Origin of the sequence: Marisediminicola antarctica, from assembly GCF_009930795.1 — a bacterium.
In the GTDB taxonomy this organism is placed as follows: domain Bacteria; phylum Actinomycetota; class Actinomycetes; order Actinomycetales; family Microbacteriaceae; genus Marisediminicola; species Marisediminicola antarctica.
On record NZ_CP017146.1, the window covers coordinates 3,295,637 to 3,314,872 of the forward strand.

Here is a 19,236-nt window from a genome sequence, read left to right on the forward strand (position 1 = left end):
ACACCCACGCGGCAGCGCTATCGGTACACCGTGATGGGGGTCGACCCGGGGCCCGGCGTCGTGACTCCGAACGAGGCGAGCTCGCCTTCGCCGGTGTAGCTGACGTTCCCGATGAGACCGTCCGTTCCTGTCAGCACCACGTCGGCGCGCGCAACCGGCGTCGAAACGCTTCGTCCTGCCGGGACATCGATGCTGCGCGTCTCGCCGCCCGACTCGACCGTCACCGTCACATCGGCAGCGGTCGGGTTGGCCAGATGCAGGCGCGGCGAGGGGCCAGGGGCGATGACGAGAAGCGCCCGGTCGCCGAGCGCCTCGGGAGCGCCCAGCCAGGCGAAATCGGCGGTGCCGTCGTCTGTCACGGTGCTCGCCCGCACGCCGGCGACGACGGGAAGCTCGGCCTCGACGGTCACGGTGTAGTTGCCGTCGTCGAGCCCGCCGAGGCCCACCTGGCCCACCTCGCCGCCGACGAGCTCAAGGTCGAAGACCGTAGGGTCGAGCTCGCCACGCTCGGGGGTGACCGTGACCGTCGCGGTCGTCGGGGCGTCACCGGGAACAAGGATGCGCACCACGGTTTCGACGTCCATGTAGCCGGGCTCCGTCTGTATCTCGGCGACGCTCTCCGCCGACGCGACAACGAGGCCGGGGATGACGACGTTGCGGGAGGGTCCACTGGTCTCGCCGATGATCTCCACACCGCCGGGGGCGAGGGTGCGCACGATGGACTGCTGCAGGTTGGCGACGACTTGGCCGCCGCGGCTCTCGACCCGCACGACCGGAGCAACAATCTCCGGGGCGAAGGCGGCGAGCGAGATGATGCGCTGCGATCCGGGCGGCACCACAATGCCCTCGGCCCCGGGGGCTGCGACGGGGCCCGACTGGCTGAAGATACTCAGCGCGACGGTGGCGACGACCGAGCTGGGGTTGCTGATCGTGATCAGCGTCGTGCGCCCGACATCGGTCGCCCCTCCCACGAGCCAGGAATCGCCGCTCGCCTCGGTGCACTCTGCTGTCGCGAGCCCGAGCAGCCCCCCGGAAGTGACGGCCTGGGACTGGCTGCCGGCGAGCAACGGCTGCCCGCCCGGCTCCCCGGGCGGGAGCACGAGCACCCGGGGGGCGAGGCCGCTCGGGTTGTCGGTGGTAGGGAGTCGGCCCACCGTCGCCTCCGCGGGTACCGACTCGAACGCGACATCCGCCTCGCCCACCGACGTCGCGATGGTCGCGCCCTGGCCGGCATCGTCGCCGAGCCGCAGCAGCGGCCCGGGGCACACGCGCTCCTGCGCGGTGGGCACGGGCGCGATTGACGCCGACGGCGGGGTCATTGTGTGGATGGGGCCGGTGATGACGGTGGCGGCGACCACGGCCGTCGCCGCGACCGTGCCCCCGATGATGCCGATGAGTCCGCGCACGCCGACGACAACGGCGCCCCTGCCCGTGAATCGGCGCGGCGCGCGGCTGGGCCCGCTCGTCTCGTCGGGCACGTCTCGCTCCGTGGACTCGAGCGAGGACGGCTCGTCGGCCGCCGAACCGCTGGGCTCGGCCGGTGTCCAGTCGTCCGGCGCGATGCCGCCCGGCTCGTCGTCGCGGTCAGTCATCGGTGTCCTCGTCGAAGGTCGTTGCGGGCTCTTCGTTCTCGGTGCCGCGTGAGACGTGTTGACGGCGCCGGCGGGCAGTCGGCACGGCGAGCAGCACAGTCATGCCGATGATCAGCCCCTGGCTGATGAGCACGATCAGTCCGAGCACGGAACCGGTGTTCGACGGCCCCGTCGCCGCCACGCTGTCGGCCTCGCCGACATAGCGCCAGAGCAGCCCTCTCGACGTCTCGCCGACCGGCACGAGCAGGGAGTTCCCGTCAAGCGCGTCTTGGGTGCGACGCAACACCGCCGCCTCGGCCGCGTCATCCAGTGGCACGTCCGCGGACGCGTCCGCATCCGCAGACGCGTCCGCACCCGCATCCGCATCCGCTTCCGCGCCCTCGAGCACAATGAAGCCGATCGCGAGGTCGTCGAGGTCGGCCGCCGAGTCATACCCGCTGCGCGAGGCGAGGTTGCCGGCGAGGTTCGCGAGCCGCACGTCGGCGTCGCTCATCTCCACCGCCGTGGCATCGAGCGTCGACTGCTGCTCCAGCAGGGTGCCGCGACCGCGCTCCAGCGAGGCCGAGATGGCGCCATCCCCCTCCGGCGCGAGGATGATCGTGCCGAGCTCGGGCCGGGACGTCGCCTCGGCGTCGACGAAGGCGGGGAGCAGCCGGGCCGGGCCGGGTTGCACGGACAGCGTTCCGAGCAGGTTGGACCCCACAAGCGGCACGGCCAAGAGCAGGGAGGCGACGCCGAGCAGTACCGCGAATCCCCTCGCCGCAACGCCGATCGCGTCGAGCGACACGAGGGCGGCGCCGATCAGTCCGAGCCAGAAGAGGCTCAGGCCGGACCCCGGCCAGATACCGACGGTCTCCGAACCGACCGCGGCAAGTTCGAGGCGGGTGGAGATGACCGCCGTCGCGTAGCCGAGGAGAGCGACAGCGAGGGCGGGGATCGAGCGTCGGGATCCGCGCACGAACAGCCCGAGGAGAGCGAGCAGTCCGAGTGGAAGCAGCAACGCAGCCACGATGATGGGCGCACTCGCGGCGGGCAGGAGCACCCGATCGAGTAGCGCCGTCCAGCCGTTCGACCCCCCGGAGGCGGACCCGAGGGCGAGCTGGATGCCGGAGGTGGCGGCGCCCGCCGCGGGGACGCCGGGGTCGGCGAGCAGGCCGAGCGGGTTTCCACGCAGGATCTGGTCGATCGCGAGCGGCACGAACAGCGCTGCGGCGGGCAGCGGGATGCCGACCAGCAGGTAGGCGCGTCGTGGCTGGGAGAGAACGAGGGCAAGCCACATGATCAGTAGCGCGGGCGTGAGCACGGGAGCCGAGGCCGTCACTGCGGCGAAGACGAGCGCGGCGCCGGCGGCAGCGGTCCATGATCTCCCCGCGGCGAGGGCGAGGAGCACGAGCCACGGCAGCAGGAGGTGGGCGATCGAGGCTCCGAGGTGGCCGGTTTCGAGCGAGGACAGGAACGGCGGGGCGATGCCCCACAGCACGGCGGCGAGCGCGGGAGGCCAGGGGCGGACGGTGAATCGCCGTGCCGCGAACCAGGCACCCAGCGTCGCCAGTGGCAGCGCGAGCACGTAAAGCGCGACGATCGCGACCGAGGGCTGCCAGAACGCAAGCGAGCCCAGCAGCGCAAGAACGTAACTGAACGGGTCGGCGGCTCCCGTGAACCCGACGCCGATCTCCCGCCATCCGTACCCCACCTGCGCCCACAGGTTGTTGACGGCGCCGAGGGGAAGCAGCCCGCCCCCGGAGACCGAGGTGGCTCCGAGGAGTCCGCCGAACGCGACGAGCCCGACGAGCCCGGTGCCGAGAACGGCCCACAGCCCACCACCGGCAACGAAGCCGATGGGCTCCTCGTGGTAGACGACGGGGCCCATCCCGTCGTCGTCGTCCTGGCGGTGGGCCCGCTGCTCCCGTGCCCGACGCCACGAAAGCCGCAGCGGTGTAATCGCCTTCCACCCCAGCCGTCGGGTGCGGCGGAGGTTGCGGCGGGCCCGAATGACGGGCAGAACGTCGAAGGCGGCGCGGAAGGCCGTCAGCAGCTCGGCGCCGACGGCGCCCGGCCTCTTCGCCAGCAGGTGCACAATCGACCGGATGATGGCGAGGGGGATGAGCGAGAGCCAGTGCAGCGGCAGCGCGGCGGGGGGCGCGTAGACGAGGCGGCGGTGCAGCTGGGCGGATCGGGCGATCTGCATGCGGCTTCGGTCGCTCAGGGAGCGGCGCCCGAAGTGCTGCGGTCCACCTGCGCTCGCCACCCGGGCTCCCGGCACCACGATGACGCGATGGCCGGCGAGGCGGGCCCGGACACAGAAGTCGAGTGCGGCGTCCGTCGACGGCAGCGCGGGGTCGAACCCGCCGAGTGCGGTCCAGACCGACCGGCGGACCAGCATCCCCGATGCGGCGACACCGAGCACGTCACCCCGGATGTCGTGTTGGGCTTGGTCGAGCTCGTCCTCGACGAGGCGCACCGAGGTGCCGACGGGAGTCATCGACTCCCCGAACTCGGCGATGACGTCGCTCCTCCTCCAACCCATCAGCTTCGGGCCGGCGACGGAAACGGATGGGGCAATCTCGACGGCACCGAGCAGGCGGGCGAGCGCATCCGCCTCGGGCGCGTTGTCGTGGGAGAGCAGCCAGAGCCACTCGTTGTCGGACACCGCGGGGGCCGCGACGTGCAGTGCATGCGCGACTGCCTCGCCGAACGAGGCCTTCGCGGGGGCTGCGACGAGCCCGGCAGCATTGGCGGCGGCGAGCATCGAGGCCGTGTTGTCGCTCGACCCGGCGTCGACCGCGATCAGGAAGTCGGGTCTGCGTACCTGCCTGTCGACCGCCGCGAGGGTCCGCTGCAGATACTCCGCCCCCGACCGGGCGACCAGAATCGCGGTTACTCGCTGCTGCATCCCATCGAGCCTAGGCGCGATTGCGGAGAGCATGCCGCTGACACGCTCAGCCGGGCCCGTGTCCGGCTCGGCCGGGAACAGCTCAGGCCGACTCGCGCTTCCTCAGTTTGCGGCGTTCGCGCTCGGACAGGCCGCCCCAGATGCCGAACCGCTCGTCATTTTCGAGCGCGTACTCGAGGCACTCGGGGCGAACCTCGCACGACTGGCAGATCTTCTTCGCATCGCGGGTGGACCCACCCTTCTCGGGGAAGAACGCCTCGGGGTCGGTCTGGGCACAGAGTGAATCTGTCTGCCAGGCGAGCGGGTCGTCGCCCACGGGCACCATCTTGCGCACCCCGGGCACTCCCAGGCGTACCGGGTCGACGAACCAGTCGTCGGGCACACCTCGACGGTTGGCGCCGCCGCTTCCGGTGTTGCTGTTGACAGCGGCGTTTTCGGCTAATGCCATATCACGGTCTCCCCTCCGCTCGGCGTTCCTGCGACAGCATGTCGCGATAGGGATAATTACACCCGTGTAGTTACCCCCGAGTCAAGCCGCGAATCGTAAACCCTCAACTCCCCGTGGAGGGTTGGCGACGCGCCGGACGGTTCCAATCGCTAGCCCGTGCGTGCCTGCCATGCGCTCTCGACCATCTCGCGCAGGCTGTGCCGCATTCGCCAGTCGAGGTCCCTCGCGGCGAGAGCGCCGCCGGCGACGATGCGAGCGGGGTCCCCGGGTCGCCTGGGGGCGATTTCCGGCGAGAACGGGATGCCCGTGACCTCCGCGATGGTGCTCATGATCTCGCCGACGGAGGCACCGTCGCCACTGCCGAGGTTGTAGGCGCTCTCGAGGGGCTCGCCGGCATCCAGTCGTCGCGCGGCGGCGACGTGCGAGACCGCGAGGTCGGAGACGTGGATGTAGTCGCGCACGTTGGTGCCGTCGGGTGTGGGGTAGTCGTTGCCGTTGATGCGCGGCGTGCGCCCGTCGAGCAGCGCCTCGAATACGAGCGGGAACAGGTTGTGCGGGCTCACGTCGAAGACGCCGCCCTCGCCTGACCCGACCACGTTGAAGTAGCGCAGGGATGTGTGACGGAGGCCCACGGCGACCGCCTGGTCTCGCAGCAGCCATTCGCCGATGAGCTTCGACTCACCGTACGGCGACTGCGGGGACTTCGGGGTCCCCTCGGTGACGAGGTCGGTGTCCGGGGTGCCGTAAACAGCCGCGCTTGACGAGAACACCATCCGATCGATGCCACGGTCCTGCATCGCGGCGAGCAGGATCGCGGTTCCGGTCACGTTCTGTTCGTACGTGAACAGCGGGCGCGTCACCGAGACGCCCGCGTATTTGTACCCGGCGACGTGGATGACGCCGGTGACGTCGTGCGCGTCCATCGTGCGCATCAGGAGGTCCCCGTCGAGGATGCTGCCGCGCGCGAACGGGACACCGGTCGGCAGGAACGCCATCCGCCCGCTGGAGAGGTCGTCGACCACGACGGCGCGGAGGCCCGCCCCGACGAGCGCGCGAACCACGTGGGAACCGATATAGCCGGCGCCGCCGGTCACTAGCCAAGTCATGGCTCCACTGTATTGCCGGGCACCTCCTGACGTCGGTCAGGCGGCCAGCGGGGCCGTCGGTCAGGCGGCCAGCGGGGCCGTCGGTCAGGCGGCCAGCGGGGCCGTCTGGCAGGCTGGGCCGGTGCCCGCCCTCCTCGACCGACTCCTCGCCGACGAGCGCGCGCGCTTCATCGTCATCGGCGGAATCAACACGGTCGTCGCCTACGGGCTGTTCGCGGCGTTCGAGGCTGCGTTCGGCGGCCGTTACCTGCTCAGCCTGCTGCTGTCGTACCTCATCGCGACCATGCTGGCCTTCGTACTGCACCGCAGGTTCACCTTCGCGGTGACCGGCCGGGCGAGAATCGTGGTCGACTTACTCCGGTTCGAGAGCGTCTACGTCGTGATGCTCGCCGCAAACGCTGTCCTGCTCCCCGTGCTGGTCGAGCTCGCCGGCTGGTCATCGCTCGCGGCCCAGGCCGCCATCGTCGTCGTCACGACGATCATGAGCTACCTCGGCCACAAGTTCTTCTCGTTCCGGCGGCCGCGACCGCGCGCCCGCGGCGGCGTGTGAGCCGGTCGGCTCAGCCCGTCGTCGCGACAAACACCTCGCCGTCGCCCGCGAGGGTGATCTCGCCCTCGTCCGGCGTGATGTAGACGGCCGAGCCCCGATCCAGGCGGGTGGAGGACGCGCCGGAGAGACTGACCGATCCGCGCGTGCAGATCGCGATTGCCGGTCCCTCGAGCGGGAACGTCGCCTGCGCTCCCCCTCCGAACCGCACGAGCAGGAAGTCGGTCACGGTCGGTCGGTACACCTCCAGGCCGGGCGACGGACGCTCCGGCGCCAGGACGGGCACGGCGCGGGGGGTGAAATCGAGCACATTCATCAGCTCGGGAACGTCGACGTGCTTGGGGGTGAGTCCGCCCCGAAGTACGTTGTCAGATGCCGCCATGAGTTCGACCCCGAGACCGGACAGGTAGGCGTGGATGTTGCCGGCAGGCAGGTAGAGGACCTCCCCACGTCGCAGGGACACCCGGTTGAGCAGCAGCGAGACCATGATTCCGGGGTCGCCGGGGTACTCCGCGGCGAGGTCGACAGCGGTGGCGAATGCCGTATCGAAAAGCCCGTCCTCGCCCGGCGCCGGGCGGCGCGCGGCCAGGTCCGCGACGAGGTCCACGACCGCGTCGACGTCGTCTCCGCCGCGACTGAGCCACTCGACCACGTCGGGCAGTGCGTCGTCCGACGCCGCCAGTTCGAGCAGCCCGTCGATCGGGACGACCTGCGCGCCCGGCGTCGCACGACGGCGCAGTACGGCCAGGATCTGGCGACACTCCGCCGCGGTCCGAAACCCGCAGAGGGCCTCGAACCGCTCGCTGAGCGCGTAGATGAGCTCCGGCTTCGGGTGCTCGTCGCGATAGTTGCGGTGCGGCGCGTCGAGTGGCACGCCCGCCTCGTTCTCCCGACGGAACCCCTCCCGCGCCTGCTCCGCGGTGGGATGCGCCTGCAGCGACAGCGGCGAGCCGGCGGCGAGCAGCTTGAGCAGGAACGGGAGTCGAGCGGAGTGCGCGTAGGGTCCGAGCGTCGCGCCCGGGTCGTCGGCGATCCACGCCGCAAGGTCGGCCGCTCCCCCGGTCACGCCCGGGTCGACGATTCGGCTGGGAGACCCGGGATGCGCGCCGAGCCAGAGCTCCGCCTCGGGCCCTCCCGACGGCTCCCATCCGAGCAACTCCGCGATCGCGGTGCGAGACCCCCACGCATACGGGCGCGGACGATTGGTGATGCCTACAAACATCCGACGGATTCCCTAGTGGTTTGCTACTGAATTGAGGCGATCTACAAAGCCCACCGGGCGCGTCTCGGCGCCGGTTAGACCAAACTACCAACGCCTTTTGAGTCCGGCGGCGCTCCACCTAGGCTCCGTATGGATTCGCGCTCCGCCCCTGGCGCCGCGGCTGATCCCCATCCACCCCGAGCAATGGAGCATCCTCATGTCTTTCCAGCCTCTCAACAGCGACTTCTACGGCTATGAGAACGCCCTCACAGACCAGGAGAAGTCCCTCATTGTCGAGCTCCGCGCGTTCCTCGAAACCGAGGTGCGTCCGATTGTGAATGGCCTGTGGGCCGATGCCGAGTTCGTGCCCCGGCGCATCGTCGAGGGGCTCGCGGGTCTCGGGCTCTTCGGCCAGCCCTGGGAGGAGACGAGGAAGTTCGAGAACTCCGCCGTCTTCCGTGGCTGGGTCGCCCTCGAGATCGCTCGGGTCGACGCGAGCGTCGCGACTCTTGTCGGCGTGCAGAACGGCCTCGTGATGGGCTCGATCGCGATCGCGGGCTCGCCAGAGCAGCGCGCCGAGTGGCTCCCCCGGCTCGCCTCCGGCGAATTGCTCGGCGCCTTCGGGCTGACCGAGCCGCTCTCCGGCTCCGATTCGGCGCAGGGCCTGCGCACGGTGGCGACGCGCGATGGGGACAACTGGATCCTCAACGGCGAGAAGCGCTGGATCGGCAACGGCTCGATCAGCGACATCACGATCATCTGGGCCAAGGACTCCGAGGACGGCCAGGTCAAGGGCTTCATCGTGCCGACCACGACCCCGGGCTACACCGCAACGAAGATCGAGGGCAAGCAGTCGCTGCGCATCGTGCAGAACGCCGACATCGTGCTCGAGAACGTCGTCGTGGCCGACTCGTATCGGCTGCAGCAGGGTAAGTCGTTCCGTGACACCGCTGCGGTTCTTCGCCTGACCAGGGCCGAGGTTGCCTGGGCCGCGGTCGGCAACTCGATCGGCGCCTACGACGCCGCCGTCGCCTATGCCGACTCTCGAGTGCAGTTCGGCAAGACCATCGGCAGCCACCAGCTCGTGCAGGACCTGCTCGCGAAGAGCCTCGGCAACATCACGGCCTCCCTCGGCGTGGTGACGAGAGTGTCGGCGATGCTCGACGAGGGCACGCAGCGCGACGAGCACGCCTCCCTCGCGAAGTTCTTCACCACGGCGCGCATGCGCGAGACCGTGGCCTGGTGCCGCGAGATCTTCGGGGGCAACGGCATCGTGCTCGACTACGACGTCATCCGCTTTTTCGCGGATGCGGAGGCGATCTACTCGTACGAGGGCACCCGCGAGATGAACACCCTCATCGTCGGCCGGGCGATCACCGGCAAGGCCGCGTTCGTCTGATCAGGTCCGGGCGTGCCCGGGTAGCCTTGCCGCATGAGACTTCTCGAGCGTCGCGCATTCCTCATGGGATTCGCGACGCTCGCGCTGTTCACCGTCCTGGCCGGCGACGCGTGGCGCAATTCGATCAGCTGGTACGGCTTCGGCGCTCTGGTTGCGATCCTCGCCGCGCTCTCGGTCGCGGTGCTCGTGCGGCACCGCGCGAGCATCCGTCCCGGGAGCCTGCCCTGGCCGCTGGTGGCCTTTCTCGCCCTTGCCACGGTCTCGATCGCCTGGTCGTTCTACCCCGGTGCCTCCGCGATCGGCGTGTTCGCCCAGGTCATCACGACTCTCGCGGCCGTCGCCATCGCCCTCGTGCTCACCGGGGATGAACTGCTCCGGGCGCTGGGCTGGGCGCTGCGCGCCATCCTCGTGCTGTCGCTGGTGTTCGAGCTCGCCGTGTCACTGGTCGTGCGCGCCCCGGTCCTGCCGGTCTGGGTGACGGCGGCGGACCGCGTCGATCCGCCGCTCATGCTCTACTGGTCGCGCAACCTGCTGCTCGAGGGCGACAGAATCCAGGGCGTCGTGGGCAACTCCGGCCTGCTCGGGATGATCGCGCTCATCGCGCTCATCGTTTTCGGGGTGCAGCTGGCTGCAGGAACCGTTCGCCGCCTGCCCGGAATTCTCTGGCTGGTCACGGCTGCTGCGGTGCTGGCGCTGACCCGCTCGGCGACCATCACCGTGGCGCTCGTCGCCGTGCTGATCGTGCTCGGGATGGTCCTGGCGCTTCGCCGGGCGGAGTCGCCACGTGCCCGGCTGGCCGTCTACGGCGGCATCGTCGTCGCGCTCGCGGCCGTCGCCGGCTCGGTACTGGCGTTCCGGTCGGTGCTGCTCGATCTGCTCGGCAAGAGCGACGATCTCACCGGCCGGCTCGACATCTGGGACGCCGTCATCGGGCTCGCCACGCAGCGGCCGGTGTTCGGCTGGGGCTGGGTCAGCTTCTGGGCTCCCTGGGCCCCGCCCTTCGACGACCTCGTCACCCGCAACGGTGTCATCCAGTTGCACGCCCACAACGCCTGGCTCGATGTCTGGCTGCAGCTCGGGGTCGTCGGGCTGCTCGTGTTCGGATCTCTCGTGGTCACGACGGCGATCCGCTCCTGGCTTCTGGCCACCGACCGGGTGGTGACTCACCAGGGCGATCGCGGCACGTTCTCGTCACTCTCACTGCTGCCGCCCCTGCTGCTCACCGCGCTGCTGGTGCAAAGCCTCGCCGAGAGCCGGATTCTGGTTGAAGGCGGGTGGGTGCTGCTCGTGATCCTCGCCGTCACGACGAAACTCGGCGTACTCGGCCGACTCCGGCGAACCCCGGCGGACAGTCGTACGGGTGCGGCGCGCGCAGCCTGACCGCACGGCGCGCCCGCGCGGATGCCGTAACTTTGGGGAGAAATGAACTCGCCTTCACGACGCACCGCAGACGCCGCACTCGCGGCGCTCGCCTCCGCCCGTTTCGCGCGGGCGTTGACGCTGTGCACGGTCGGCATGGCATTCCTCGCCTTCGCGCTGCGCAGCACCATCGGATGGCCCGGCCTCCTCGGCATCCTCGGCACACTCGTCATTCTCGCGGCCGCGTCGATCACGGTGAAGCGCCATGAATTGGAGTGGCACGGGCTGCTCACCATCTCGCTCCTCGTCTTCGTCGGCTGGAGCGCGCTGTCCGTGCTCTGGAGCGACTACCAGTGGGTGACCGTCGGCGCCGTCGCGTACCAGATGGCCTTCGCCTTCCTCGGCGCCTACATCGCGCTGACCCGTGACCTGATCCAGATCGTGCGCGCCTTCGGCGACGTGCTGCGGGTGATCCTCGCGGCGTCCCTTCTGCTCGAGATCATGTCGGGCATCATTCTGGACACCCCGTTCGCCTTCCTGGGCATCAGCGGAACCCTCGCCGACGGCGGCCCGATCCAGGGCCTGCTCGGCACCAGGAACCAGCTCGGACTCGTCGCGCTCATCGCCATTGTGACCTTCTTCGTCGAGACCCAGACCCGCTCGATCAGTCGGTCGATGGGGCTCGCCTCGATCGCCCTCGCCGCCGCGATGATCGTGTTCTCCCGGTCGCCGGTGATCCTCGGCACCGTGGTGATCGTCGCGCTGGCCGCTCTCGCACTGATCGGGCTGCGCCGCCTCGACCCCGCCACACGACGCGTCTGGCAGTTCGTGCTGCTCGGCGATGACCCTGCTGATCCTGTTCGCCGCCCGCGGCGGCGTCATCGAGCTGCTCAACGCCGGCAGCGAGTTCGAGTTCCGCTACTCGCTGTGGCGCGACATCCTGGAGGTGTCGTCGGCGCGCACGCTCGAGGGATTCGGCTGGGTGGGCTACTGGCGGCAGGACATCCCGCCGTTCATCGGAATCGACCAGTTCGCCGCTCCCCACGAGACGGCACTCAACGCCTTCGTCGACGTGCTGCTCCAACTCGGCATCGTGGGCCTGTTCTCATTTCTCGCGCTCGTCGGACTCGCGTTCGTGCGGTCGTGGCTCCTCGCCGCGACGAAGCGGAGCTTCGTGTTCGTCTGGCCGGCGCTCATGCTCGTGGCGCTCATCATCGTCTCCGCCGCCGAGAGCTCGATCCTCGTCGAGTTCGGCTGGTTCACCCTGGTGATCTGCGCCCTCAAGGCGTCGCAGAACCTCAGTTGGCGGGAACGGCTGCCCCTGCCGCAGGGCTGATCGCGTTTCAGCCCTCGGACGGGGCCGCCTGCAGGGCGCGGATGTCGGCGTCGACCATCAGATGCACGAGCTGCTCGAAGTCCACGCTCGGCTCCCAGCCCAGCGACCGCAAGCGGGTCGGGTCGCCAACGAGCTGCTTCGGGTCGGCGGGGCGGTACAGGGCCGGGTCGACCGACACATAGCTCGACCAGTCGTCGATGCCCACGTAGGCGAAGGCGTGGTCGACGAATTGCCGCACCGAGTGCGCCACTCCCGTCGCGACGACGAAGTCACCCGGCTCGTCGGCCCCAAGGATCCGCATCATCCCGTCGACGTAGTCGGGGGCGTACCCCCAGTCGCGGAAGACATCCATCTGCCCGAGCACGAGCGCGTCGGACAGGCCCAGCGAGATGCGTGCGGCCTCGTGCGAGATTTTCCGCGCCACGAACGAGTGCGGCCGACGCGGCGACTCGTGGTTGTAGAGGATGGCCGAACTCGCGAACATGCCGCGGGCCCGGTACACGCCCACCATCTCGTGGGCGAACGACTTGGCTGCCCCGTAGGGGGTGACAGGCTTGCGCGGTGTCGTCTCGCTCTGCGGCACAACGCCGGTATCGCCGAAGATCTCGGCACTCGACGCCTGTAGCAGCCGCACGGCGCGGCCGTTGCGTTCCTGCAGCTGCCACGCCGCGTCGAGAATGCGCACGGGGCCGATCCCCAGCACGTCGGCCGTCTCGGTCGGAAACGTCCAGGACCGCTCGACCGAGGTGTTCCCGGCGAAGTTGAAGATGTGGGTCGGCTCGATCTCGAAGATCAGCCGGCGGATGCCCTCGGAATCGGCCAGGTCGCCGACGTGCGCGGAGACGCCCGGGAACGCCACCGAGAGCGCCGCGGCTGCCTCGGCCGAGTGGCAGAGCCCATGCACCTCACCGCGACCGGCGAGCTGTTCGAGGAGGTAACTGCCGTCTTGTCCGCTCGCACCCGTGACGAGAGTCGATGGGGTGGAACCATCTGACGCCATTGCCCTAGTTTAGGGCAGACGGCACTGCACCTCAGTGCTGCTCGATCGCCCTGCGATATGCCGTGATGTGTGCGTCGCGGCAACTCTCCCAGGTGAATCGGGCGGCCTGCGCCATCCCGCCTGCCGACAGCCTTTCTCCGTCGTCGATCGCGCGCGCGATGCCCGCCGCGATTGACTCGGGCTCCATCGGGTCGAACACGACGGCCGCGTCGCCGCACACCTCGGGGATCGAGCCCGCGTTCGACACTGCGGCCGGGCATCCGGATGCCATTGCCTCAAGCGGCGGGAGGCCGAAGCCCTCGTACAGGCTCGGGAACGCGAGCGCCGCGGCGGACCGGTAGAGGCCGAGCAACTCCTCCGAGCTGACCAGGCCCCGTCGGTCGACCCAGTCGGGCAGGTCGCCGAGGGTGTCGAGCGCACCGCCGGTGAGCACGAGGCGGAGCTCGGGGCGGTCCCGTCGCAGGATCGCCATCGCCTGGATGAGCCTGGCGTGGTTCTTGTGCGCCCAGCCGCGGGCCGGGTAGAGAACGAAGTTCTCGCGCGGGCCGAGGTTCGGGGTGTACCGGTCCATGTCGACGCCGAGGTGGGCGACATGGATGCGGTCAGGGTCGATCCCGAGCAACTCGACCATGCGCCGCTTCGCGAACTCGCTGATCGTGACGACGGCATCGGCCGTTTTCGCGGCCCCCTCGTAGAAGTGCCGGCGGTAGAGGAGCTCGGCGCGGCCGAACATGTGGGGCAGTTCGAGGTGCTGCACGTCGAGCAGCGACTGCACGCCGGCCTGCCGCTTCGCCGGGCGCGGCACCGTGACGGTGAACGGGTAGTGCACAACGTCGGCACCGGACATTGCCGAGCGGATTGTTCGCCCGTGCAGGGATGCCGCGGCGAGCGTCGTAATCCGGCGGCCGGTCGAACCCCCGCCGCGCACCGAGTCGACGACGACCTCTCGCAGACCGGCGCTGAACCCTGCGGCGGTCCGCGGCACGAACGCGGTGACATCCAGCCCGGCCGCGCCGCCGAGCTGGGCCGCGAGGGCGCGCGCGTACGTCTCGCTGCCGCCCATCCCGCCCGGCACGAGGGTCAGCATCGAGAGGGCGACGTGGAGCGGGTCGGCCGGACGCATCACCTCTCGCGCCGGAGTCGGATTGCGTGTGCGTTCAGCCGCCTCGCGGCGAACGCTGATGCCCAGCGCACCGGCAGCTGCCAGAGCGGGCTGACCGGATGGAGCGGCCGCGGCAGGTGTCGCCGCTTGACCCGCTCAGCCTCGAGGGTCGAGGCGAGCCGGTTGGCGACCGTGAGCGAGTCGGGGTGCCAGCAGAACGCCGAGACCGCCTCTCTCGTGCAGACGAACCTGCCGAGGGCGCGCAGCGAGAGGAAGGCGTCGAGGTCCATTACGAACTTGAGGCTGCGATCGAAGCCGCCGATCGCCTCGAGGGCGTCGAGCCTGATCATGGACCCCGGGTGCGGGATCAGGTCCGGTCCCCAGGGCAGCAGCAGCTGCGCCAGCCTCCCCGCCCGGCTTCTCGCAATTATGTGTCCGTCGGGGTCGATATAGTCGCAGCCGCCGTAGGCGAGAACCGCCCCCGCATCTGCGTCGAGCATGCTCTTCAGCCGGGAGAGGCCTCCGGGGCGGAACAGGTCGTCGTCGCCGATCCACGCATAGTAGGTCTCGGTCGTGCGAGCGGCGAGGCCCCGGTTTATTGCCTCGGAGATGCCCTCCCGCGGATCGTCGACGACGACGGCGCCGGCGCCCGCTGCGAGCTCGCGTGCCTCGGTGGCGCCAGCGGGGGCGATCACGACAAGCGTGATGGCGACCTCGTCCCGCTGCTGCCGGACCGACTCGAGCGTCAACGCCAGGGACTCGATGCGGTCACCGAGCGTCGGAAGGATCACGAGGACCTCCGCAGGCGGCATGGGCTGACTCCTTCGTGGATTCGACAAAACCGGCAGTGGGCACGATCTCGCCAGAGAAAGCTCCTCGAGTGCCCCCACGAGCGGCCGACACGCATCGCGCAGGCCCGCACCCGACCACAGCGAGTGTACCGAACATGCACACCGGCAACCGCGCTCGCTCGCTCGGGAGTCGACTGCGACGCACACCGGCATCGGCGTGCCGCCGAGACGTGCGCTGGTAGGATCGCCCCATGCAGCTCGCCCTTGACCGCACGCTGATCGTGATGCCCGCGCTCAACGAGGCCGGCTCTGTCGGCGAAGTCATACGCGAGGTCTTCATCAGCCTGCCCGGCGCCACCGTTCTTGTCGTGGACGATGGTTCTACGGACGCGACGACGGCCGTGGCCCGGGCGGCGGGGGCCACCGTCGCCACCCTTCCCTTCAACCTCGGGGTCGGGGGCGCAATGCGCCTCGGATTCCGGTACGCAATCGACCGGGGCTTCGACAACGTCGTGCAGCTCGACTCCGACGGCCAGCACGATCCGGCGAGCATCCGCCAGCTCGTCGAGGCGCTCGGCGGTGCCGACCTCGTCATCGGCGCACGGTTCGCGGGCGAGGGAGACTACCGCGTGCGAGGTCCACGGCAGTGGGCGATGAGGGTCCTCGCGGCCGTGCTGAGCCGCAGTGCAGGAACGCCCCTCACCGACACCACGTCCGGTTACCGGGCATCGGGCCCTCGCGCCGTAGCGCTCTTCGCTGCGCAATATCCGGCCGAGTACCTCGGAGACACGATCGAGGCTCTCGTCATCGCCGCGAGGGCCGGATGCGTCATCACGCAGGTACCCGTCGCGATGCGGAAGCGCCAGGCCGGGGTGCCATCACACCACCCGTTCCGCGCGGCGGCGTATCTCGCGCGAGCGTGCCTCGCCCTCGTCTTCGCCCTTGCTCGACCGGCTTCCTCGATTCAGGCGGGCAGCTCATGACCCTCGCCAGCTACATCTTCGGAATCGCCACGGCGCTGCTCGGCCTCATCGTGGTGATCGAGATGCTGCGTCGGCACCGGCTGAGGGAACGGCACGCCGTCTGGTGGCTCATCGCCGGCACCCTCGCGCTGCTCGTCGGCATATTTCCCGACACGCTGCGCCTGGCGGCGGGCCTGTTCGGCATCGAGGTCCCCATCAACCTCGTATTCTTCGTCAGCATCGCGACCCTCTTCCTCGTCTGCCTCCAGCACAGCGCGGAGCTCACCAAGCTCGAGAGCAAGGCGCGCGTCCTCGCCGAGCAGAGCGCCCTGCAGGAGCTGAGAATGCGTGCCGTCGAGGAGCGCCTCGCGGAATACACCGGGGAGAGAAAAGCGGGCTGACCGCGGTCAGTCGAACGCGACGATCGACGCCCGCTTCGCGACCAGATAACTCGCGTGCACAGCGAGGCCGGCGACCGGCCCGGCGATCAGCGCCGTCACGGTCTGGGCGAACAGGTCGACCGGCAGCACGAAGCATCCGATCGTGACAAGCGCCGCGACCACCCAACCGAGAGAGTAGACGCGGTGCTGCGCGAGCGCCAGCACCGCTGGTGCGGAGACCGCGAGTGCCCCGACGAGTGCCGAGGAGATCACCAGCACGGCGTAGAACCAACCCGGCAGGTCGATTGCGCCGCGGTAGAGCAGGTCGAAGACAGCTGGCGCCCACACCCACGCGGCGATGGCGAGGAGCACACCACCAATCCCGATCGCCGCCTGGACCGCGAGGAAATCCCGCCAGAATGTAGCCCGGTGACCGAGGAACCGCACCACGAGGTAGCTCTGCAGCGACAGCACGGTGACGATGACAGGCGCCCGGGTGATCGTGATCGCGAGGAAGAGGGCGGCGACGGTCGCCGGATCCTCCCCGACGGCCGCGATGCCGATCAGGACCGGCAGCCCACTCACGAGCACCCCCATCGACGCGGCCGCCCCGACGGTACGAGCCACGTTCCAGGTGAGCGAGCGGTAGCCGACGTCGAGCGCCGTCGCGCCGACGACCCGTGAACGGAACCCGGGCCACAGCAGCACGATCGTGAGCAGGAACGGCACCGCTGCGGCCCACGCGAGGGCTGCAGCGTCGTCAGTGAATTGCGCGACGGTGGCAACGAACAGCAGCCGCAGCAGGGCATCCACCGAGATCATCGCCGCGAGCGGGCCCCAGGCCTTGATGCCGTAGAGGGTCCCTGCGAGGGTCGCGACCAAGACATAGCTCGCCGCGGCAAACGCGAGCGGCCACACGAGCGACCACCCACCCTCCGGGAACACTGCGACGACCCACAGCGGTGCCGTCGCGACCACCGCGAGGAACACGCCGCCAGCGACGACGATCCCGAAGTTACGGGCCGGGCTCGCGCGCGGAGCGAGCGGCGAGGGCCGCGGCACGGTGGCCCGCGTGACCTCCTGCTGCACGCCGGACAGCGCGCTCACCAGCAAGTACATCGCCGCCCAGAAGAACCCGAATGCCGCGTAGCCCGCCAACCCGATCCGCAGGGGCACGAGCCAGATCACGAGGTAGCCCGCGATGGCCGCCAGGCCGGTCGCACCGAGAATCAGCGTCAGGCCCGGGAGCCTGCTCACTCGCGACGGCCGGCCGAGCGGGAGTGCCGCGTGCATGGCGCGTGCATGAGTACCTCTTCCGCTTCGAGCAGCCTCGTGAATCTTAGCAATCTGGCCGTGCCCGCCGAGGCACTACGGACAGTTGGCCCACGTCGCGAGGTCGGAGCTCAGCACAGCGGTGCCACCGAGCAGCACCACGGTCTTGGCCCCGGAGTCCACGATGTCCTGAAGCACGTTCTTGGGGAAGCAGCTGCCCCGGACGACGTAGAGCGGCGCATTCTGGCCGCCGGCTACTGCGGCGCCCGCGAGCGCGTCGGGGAAGTTCGACCCGGTGGCGATGTACACCTTGTCGCTCGTGTCGAACGAGGCCCGGTTGATCGCCTCGGACACGGCGTAGCGGTCCGCACCGCCGTGCCGCAGTACCTTGCCCGCTCCGAGGACGCCCTTCAGCTGCGCCTCGATGCCGGCACTGACGGCGCCAGCGCCTCCAGCAATCGTGACGCTCGTGACGCCGAGGTCACGCAGCACCTGGAGCGTCGCCTCGTCGACGGCGGTGTCGTAGCCGGGAACGAGGATGACGGGCGCATCAACGGTGGCAGCCGCCGCACTCGCCGACAGAGCATCAGGGAAGTCCGCTCCCGTCGCGATGTAGGCGGTGGTCGCCGTGGCGAAGGCGGCCCTGGCGACGATCCGCGACGTCTCGTAGCGGTCGGCGCCGGCGTCGCGGCGGATTGTTGTCGTCGCAAACTTCGCGAGCTCCGTGTAGACGGAGTCGGGCACGATGCCCGCGCCCCCGGAAACGACGATGTTCTGTGGCTTGAGCCGCACCAGCTGGGCGCGGATCTCTGCGGGGATCGTCGCGCCCTTCACGAGCAGAAGGGGAGCCCCGGCGTGCGCCGCGGCGGCCGAGGCGCTGAGACCGTCGGGGAAGTCGAGTCCGGTTGCGATGTAGACGGTCGTGACCGGCGCGGTCGGGAAGTTCTGCTGCGCAAGCGTCGCCGCGACCACATAGCGGTCCGCCCCGCCGACCCGCGCGACGGCGGCGCTCGGCGTGATGTCATTGGGGTTCCCGAACCAGCTGTAGTAGAAGACCCAGAAGTTGCGGTTGCCGTAGGAGGAGCACGCGTCGCCGCGGCCGCCGAGGTTGTTTATCGCGGCGGTATTGGGGCGGTACGGCGTGTAGTTGTAGAGGGCGGCGGTCGCGTAGTTCTCGACCACGAAGGTGGAGCTGCCGCAGGACGCGCTCGGGTGCCAGCCGATCGTGTGCGTGCCCGGCTGCATCCCGAACTTGTTCGTCTTGTAGGTCTTCAGCTGGAGGGCGCCCATGTACACCTGATTGCCGAAGCCGAGACTGGTGACCGCGCAGGGAGCGGTGTCGGGGCAGGCGTACCCCATGGCCCGGTCGAGCGTGGCCTTCGATGGGGCCCTGCTCGTGGCAAGGGCCTGTTCCTTCTGCAGGGTCACGAGGATCACCTTCGCGCTGATGCCGCAGGCGACTTGGGCACGGTAGATGATCGTCGACGCGCGCAGGTCGGTACCGCCCTGGAAGGCGTCGCAGCGCAGGTCGCCCGTTCTGCTGGAGACGAGGCGCACCTTGCTCGGCATCGTGTGGCGAAGAACGTTGAGGCACTGGGCGTTGAAGCAGGCGCCGATCTTTGCATCGAGGAACGACTGGATCTGCGCCTCGGTCATCGCGTCACCCTTGTAGAACTCGGTGTCGCTGATGATTCGGCCCGGCTGGAACTCGCTGCCAGACAGCGCCGACGACGAATCGGCCGGCGTAACCGCGACGAGGCCCGTCGCCAGTATGGCGGTGACCCCCATCCCCGCTACCAGGCGCCAGAGCGCCCCCCGGACCGCAGCACTTTTCCCCGCACGAAATTC

At 69.6% G+C, this 19,236-nt stretch carries 17 protein-coding genes; 6 read left to right on the forward strand and 11 right to left on the reverse strand.

Features of this window, described 5'->3' with window-relative positions; translation table 11 throughout:
* Positions 1-17: 17 nt before the first annotated feature.
* The 4 genes from BHD05_RS15365 to galE all read right to left on the reverse strand — a co-directional run bounded on the left by BHD05_RS15365 (position 18) and on the right by galE (position 6,039).
* Complete coding sequence (locus BHD05_RS15365; RefSeq protein WP_161887205.1) at positions 18-1,592, reverse strand: DUF5719 family protein; 1,575 nt, start codon at positions 1,590-1,592, stop codon at positions 18-20.
* Entirely contained in the window at positions 1,585-4,485 is a 2,901-nt protein-coding gene (locus BHD05_RS15370; protein ID WP_236966577.1) for a glycosyltransferase family 2 protein, read from the reverse strand. The genes BHD05_RS15365 and BHD05_RS15370 overlap by 8 nt, the downstream gene beginning before the upstream one ends.
* Positions 4,486-4,567: 82 nt before the next feature.
* Complete coding sequence (locus BHD05_RS15375; RefSeq protein ID WP_161887207.1) at positions 4,568-4,933, reverse strand: WhiB family transcriptional regulator; 366 nt, start codon at positions 4,931-4,933, stop codon at positions 4,568-4,570.
* A 149-nt stretch (positions 4,934-5,082) separates the two neighbouring features.
* Positions 5,083-6,039, reverse strand: coding sequence for a UDP-glucose 4-epimerase GalE (galE, locus tag BHD05_RS15380; RefSeq protein WP_161887208.1), 957 nt, complete (start codon positions 6,037-6,039; stop codon positions 5,083-5,085).
* A 121-nt stretch (positions 6,040-6,160) separates the two neighbouring features.
* On the opposite strand from galE, the gene BHD05_RS15385 reads away from it, so the two are divergent.
* Positions 6,161-6,589, forward strand: a complete 429-nt coding sequence (locus tag BHD05_RS15385; RefSeq protein WP_236966578.1) for a GtrA family protein — start codon at positions 6,161-6,163, stop codon at positions 6,587-6,589.
* A 10-nt stretch (positions 6,590-6,599) separates the two neighbouring features.
* On the opposite strand, the gene manA is transcribed toward BHD05_RS15385, so the two are convergent.
* Positions 6,600-7,808: a mannose-6-phosphate isomerase, class I gene (gene manA / locus BHD05_RS15390; RefSeq protein ID WP_161887210.1), complete on the reverse strand. Its 1,209-nt coding sequence runs from the start codon at positions 7,806-7,808 to the stop codon at positions 6,600-6,602.
* A 196-nt stretch (positions 7,809-8,004) separates the two neighbouring features.
* On the opposite strand from manA, the gene BHD05_RS15395 reads away from it, so the two are divergent.
* Positions 8,005-9,186, forward strand: a complete 1,182-nt coding sequence (locus BHD05_RS15395; protein WP_161887211.1) for an acyl-CoA dehydrogenase family protein — start codon at positions 8,005-8,007, stop codon at positions 9,184-9,186.
* A 33-nt stretch (positions 9,187-9,219) separates the two neighbouring features.
* On the forward strand, positions 9,220-10,566 hold the full coding sequence (locus tag BHD05_RS15400; RefSeq protein WP_161887212.1) for an O-antigen ligase family protein: 1,347 nt from the start codon (positions 9,220-9,222) through the stop codon (positions 10,564-10,566).
* A 54-nt stretch (positions 10,567-10,620) separates the two neighbouring features.
* On the opposite strand, the gene BHD05_RS16005 is transcribed toward BHD05_RS15400, so the two are convergent.
* Positions 10,621-11,427: a hypothetical protein gene (locus tag BHD05_RS16005; protein WP_236966579.1), complete on the reverse strand. Its 807-nt coding sequence runs from the start codon at positions 11,425-11,427 to the stop codon at positions 10,621-10,623.
* On the opposite strand from BHD05_RS16005, the gene BHD05_RS16010 reads away from it, so the two are divergent.
* Complete coding sequence (locus BHD05_RS16010) at positions 11,387-11,881, forward strand: hypothetical protein (protein ID WP_236966580.1); 495 nt, start codon at positions 11,387-11,389, stop codon at positions 11,879-11,881. The genes BHD05_RS16005 and BHD05_RS16010 overlap by 41 nt on opposite strands.
* Positions 11,882-11,888: 7 nt before the next feature.
* Here BHD05_RS16010 and BHD05_RS15410 read toward each other — a convergent pair whose 3' ends face one another.
* The 3 genes from BHD05_RS15410 to BHD05_RS15420 are packed head-to-tail and all read right to left on the reverse strand — an operon-like array spanning position 11,889 to position 14,795.
* Positions 11,889-12,881 (reverse strand): GDP-mannose 4,6-dehydratase, encoded by a 993-nt coding sequence (locus tag BHD05_RS15410; protein WP_161887213.1) that lies wholly within the window; start codon positions 12,879-12,881, stop codon positions 11,889-11,891.
* Positions 12,882-12,912: 31 nt separating this feature from the next.
* Positions 12,913-14,004: a glycosyltransferase family 4 protein gene (locus BHD05_RS15415; protein WP_236966761.1), complete on the reverse strand. Its 1,092-nt coding sequence runs from the start codon at positions 14,002-14,004 to the stop codon at positions 12,913-12,915.
* Positions 14,004-14,795, reverse strand: a complete 792-nt coding sequence (locus BHD05_RS15420) for a glycosyltransferase (protein ID WP_161887215.1) — start codon at positions 14,793-14,795, stop codon at positions 14,004-14,006. Before BHD05_RS15420 ends, BHD05_RS15415 begins: the two co-directional genes overlap by 1 nt.
* A 230-nt stretch (positions 14,796-15,025) precedes the next feature.
* On the opposite strand from BHD05_RS15420, the gene BHD05_RS15425 reads away from it, so the two are divergent.
* Together BHD05_RS15425 and BHD05_RS15430 are read left to right on the forward strand one after the other, a co-directional pair.
* Positions 15,026-15,757 carry a glycosyltransferase family 2 protein gene (locus BHD05_RS15425; protein ID WP_161887216.1) on the forward strand — a complete coding sequence of 244 codons (732 nt, stop codon included), beginning with the start codon at positions 15,026-15,028 and terminating at the stop codon, positions 15,755-15,757.
* Positions 15,754-16,137 carry a DUF2304 domain-containing protein gene (locus BHD05_RS15430; protein ID WP_161887217.1) on the forward strand — a complete coding sequence of 128 codons (384 nt, stop codon included), beginning with the start codon at positions 15,754-15,756 and terminating at the stop codon, positions 16,135-16,137. Before BHD05_RS15425 ends, BHD05_RS15430 begins: the two co-directional genes overlap by 4 nt.
* Positions 16,138-16,143: 6 nt before the next feature.
* On the opposite strand, the gene BHD05_RS15435 is transcribed toward BHD05_RS15430, so the two are convergent.
* Together BHD05_RS15435 and BHD05_RS15440 are read right to left on the reverse strand one after the other, a co-directional pair.
* Positions 16,144-17,409, reverse strand: coding sequence for a hypothetical protein (locus BHD05_RS15435; RefSeq protein WP_161887218.1), 1,266 nt, complete (start codon positions 17,407-17,409; stop codon positions 16,144-16,146).
* A 75-nt stretch (positions 17,410-17,484) separates the two neighbouring features.
* A complete protein-coding gene (locus BHD05_RS15440; RefSeq protein ID WP_161887219.1) occupies positions 17,485-19,176 on the reverse strand; it encodes a cell wall-binding repeat-containing protein in 1,692 nt (563 codons plus the stop codon).
* Between the last annotated feature and the right edge of the window lie 60 nt (positions 19,177-19,236).

Excerpts from the sequence above, each read along its gene's own strand:
- BHD05_RS15365 (WP_161887205.1), bottom strand. The coding sequence starts at position 1,592 with ATGACTGACCGCGACGACGAGCCGGGCGGCATCGCGCCGGACGACTGG.
- BHD05_RS15370 (WP_236966577.1), bottom strand. The coding sequence starts at position 4,485 with ATGCAGCAGCGAGTAACCGCGATTCTGGTCGCCCGGTCGGGGGCGGAG.
- BHD05_RS15375 (WP_161887207.1), bottom strand. The coding sequence starts at position 4,933 with ATGGCATTAGCCGAAAACGCCGCTGTCAACAGCAACACCGGAAGCGGC.
- galE (WP_161887208.1), bottom strand. The coding sequence starts at position 6,039 with ATGACTTGGCTAGTGACCGGCGGCGCCGGCTATATCGGTTCCCACGTG.
- manA (WP_161887210.1), bottom strand. The coding sequence starts at position 7,808 with ATGTTTGTAGGCATCACCAATCGTCCGCGCCCGTATGCGTGGGGGTCT.
- BHD05_RS15395 (WP_161887211.1), top strand. The coding sequence starts at position 8,005 with ATGTCTTTCCAGCCTCTCAACAGCGACTTCTACGGCTATGAGAACGCC.
- BHD05_RS15400 (WP_161887212.1), top strand. The coding sequence starts at position 9,220 with ATGAGACTTCTCGAGCGTCGCGCATTCCTCATGGGATTCGCGACGCTC.
- BHD05_RS16010 (WP_236966580.1), top strand. The coding sequence starts at position 11,387 with ATGACCCTGCTGATCCTGTTCGCCGCCCGCGGCGGCGTCATCGAGCTG.
- BHD05_RS16005 (WP_236966579.1), bottom strand. The coding sequence starts at position 11,427 with ATGACGCCGCCGCGGGCGGCGAACAGGATCAGCAGGGTCATCGCCGAG.
- BHD05_RS15410 (WP_161887213.1), bottom strand. The coding sequence starts at position 12,881 with ATGGCGTCAGATGGTTCCACCCCATCGACTCTCGTCACGGGTGCGAGC.
- BHD05_RS15415 (WP_236966761.1), bottom strand. The coding sequence starts at position 14,004 with ATGCGTCCGGCCGACCCGCTCCACGTCGCCCTCTCGATGCTGACCCTC.
- BHD05_RS15420 (WP_161887215.1), bottom strand. The coding sequence starts at position 14,795 with ATGCCGCCTGCGGAGGTCCTCGTGATCCTTCCGACGCTCGGTGACCGC.
- BHD05_RS15425 (WP_161887216.1), top strand. The coding sequence starts at position 15,026 with ATGCAGCTCGCCCTTGACCGCACGCTGATCGTGATGCCCGCGCTCAAC.
- BHD05_RS15430 (WP_161887217.1), top strand. The coding sequence starts at position 15,754 with ATGACCCTCGCCAGCTACATCTTCGGAATCGCCACGGCGCTGCTCGGC.
- BHD05_RS15435 (WP_161887218.1), bottom strand. The coding sequence starts at position 17,409 with ATGCACGCGGCACTCCCGCTCGGCCGGCCGTCGCGAGTGAGCAGGCTC.
- BHD05_RS15440 (WP_161887219.1), bottom strand. The coding sequence starts at position 19,176 with ATGGGGGTCACCGCCATACTGGCGACGGGCCTCGTCGCGGTTACGCCG.